2 protein-coding genes are annotated in these 2,124 nt (G+C 65.1%); one reads left to right on the top strand and one right to left on the bottom strand.

All coding sequences use genetic code 11. From position 1 onward, the window contains the following. Window positions 1–467 precede the first annotated feature (467 nt). Complete coding sequence (locus OP79_RS58830) at window positions 468–815, top strand: hypothetical protein (RefSeq protein WP_078492540.1); 348 nt, start codon at window positions 468–470, stop codon at window positions 813–815. Window positions 816–1,088: 273 nt separating this feature from the next. Here OP79_RS58830 and OP79_RS48760 read toward each other — a convergent pair. Further along, a partial coding sequence (locus OP79_RS48760; RefSeq protein WP_033329677.1) for a non-reducing end alpha-L-arabinofuranosidase family hydrolase occupies window positions 1,089–2,124 on the bottom strand: 1,036 nt, incomplete at its 5' end.

Genomic DNA, 2,124 nt, shown 5'->3' on the forward strand with positions numbered 1-2,124 from the left:
TTGGCCCGTCAGGGGCTGTCAGGAGGCGGTGTGGTGTGGCCCTGAAATGTTCGACATAGCGAACACGGGTCGAAATGTCGAGCAATTGGATAATAGGGTTCCGGTGATCAGCGTCAATACCTCGCGCAAAACTCGCGGGCAGAAACGTTCGCAGGCTGAAACCAGGCGGCTTCAAGTCCCGTGGTTGTACGGGTTTTTGGCGTGAGGGGCAGGTAGCGGTGCGGGCGGGCTTGGACAGGCACCGTTGCGGTACTGGTTGCCGCCGCTCCCGAAAAGGTTGCCGCCCGGTCCAAGTTTTTTCGGACCTCGCTGGTGGGCTTGAGCCGGATACCGGTGTCAGCAGGGGGAGTTGGTCTGCGTGAGCAGGCCCATCCGGTAGGGCATCTTGATGTAGCCGTCGTTGCCGTTGGCCTTGGGGTCGACGCCCTGGTAGACGAATTGGAGCCGGCAGGGGTTGATGGTCAGTCATGTACCGCATCCTGCGCGAGCACGACGAGGTCCGTGAGCGTCGCCGCCACGCCGTCCACCCAGCGCACGCCAAACCGGAACTACCGGCCACCCGCCCGAACGAGATCCGGTCCCGGGACGTAACGCGGCTGTGCGGACCGGGCAAACGGGTCTTCTGCCACCTGTACTCGATCATCGACATCTACAGCCGCTACACCGTCGTCTGGATGGTCGCCGTCCGCGCCGACGTCCTGACCGCCGTCTACCAGCGCAACCCCGAACGGTTCGTCAACAAGCCACCCACCCCGCCGATCATCCCCACCAACGTGTGGATCAACCAGCCGGACGACCACGCCGCCGCCCAGTGATCACCTCGGACGCCGGCGACCCCGGCTCACTCGACAAACCCTGAAACCGACCGACTCACCAGGCTTGAGACGTTCCGCGTCTCGTGGTCGACCAGGACGAGGCCGCCACCATCCGGGTTCTCCGCGTGCACGGGCGGGCTCGGCCTTGCACCGAGCCCGCCGCTCCAACTCCACCTGTTCCTGATCGCTCGCTGTGACGCTCACCTGGTTCGGCGTACGTCGTTGCCCGCGAATGTCAGGAACACCGGAGCCGGACCTGTGTCACGCCACCGGCTAGCGCTGCAGTGTCAGTACCCCCGGCCGGTAAGGCAGGGTGCCGTAGTCCCCGCCGTCGGTGCGGGGGTCGCGCCCCTGGTAGAGGAACTGCAGATTGCAAGGGTCAATGGTCTTGGTCTGGTCGGGGTTGGTGCGAACCACATCGCCGTGGCTGATGTCCCTGGTCCAGGCCGTCGCGCCGCTGTTGGCACTGCCGGCGAAGGGGCTGGTCACGGTCTCGGCCTGCGGCTGCGGTGTCCACGTGCCGTCGAGGCTGGTGGCCGTGAACGAGCGGAAGTAGCGACCATACCCTGTGTAATTCTGGGCCTCGACGATCATGAGGTACTGGTTCTGGCCCTGGACCTTGTAGACCTCCGGCGCCTCGAACAGGTTGAGCGCCGTGTCGCTCATGATCTTCGTGAACGAACCGAAGGTGCCCGGGAAGTTGCCGATGGGCATGCTGGCGCGGTAGATGCCGCCCTCGTCGTCGGCGAAGAACATGTACATGTTCGTGTCGTCGCCGATAAGGGTCACGTCGAGGGGGCCCCTCTTCCGGGGCGTGCCGTCGGGATCAACAACGTCCGGGAGGGTGGTCGTGAAGAGATCCTGCTGCGGGCCCCAGCCGTTGGGGTCGGTGGGGTCGCTGGAGGTGCGGTAGGAGAAGGTGTAGGGCCAACCCCCGTTGTAGGCGAGCACCCAGATGTTCTTCGGGGCGAAGTAGAACAGCGTCGGCGCGATGCCGTCGAAGGGAATCTTGTTCTGGGTGGCGGTGGCCATGTCGGACCAGTTCGTGAAGGGGCTGAAGGTCGTCAATCCCCAGCGCCCATTCGAACCGGCGACGGTGTCGTGCGTCGTGGCATAGACGACGTGCTTGCCGTTGTGGACGACGCTGGTGAAGTCCTTGAGCGAGGCCCACCCCGCCTTCGGCTCCGTCAGCGGGCCGGTCGAGTTCCAGCGGTAGGTCGACGGAAGAGCACACGCGTTGCCCGTCCCGGACAGGCCGGTCCACTTCTGGTTGGTGCCGCCGTGGCACGACCAGATCTGCACCCCCGTG

The organism is Streptomyces yerevanensis, assembly GCF_000716805.1.
Taxonomy (GTDB): domain Bacteria; phylum Actinomycetota; class Actinomycetes; order Streptomycetales; family Streptomycetaceae; genus Streptomyces; species Streptomyces flaveus.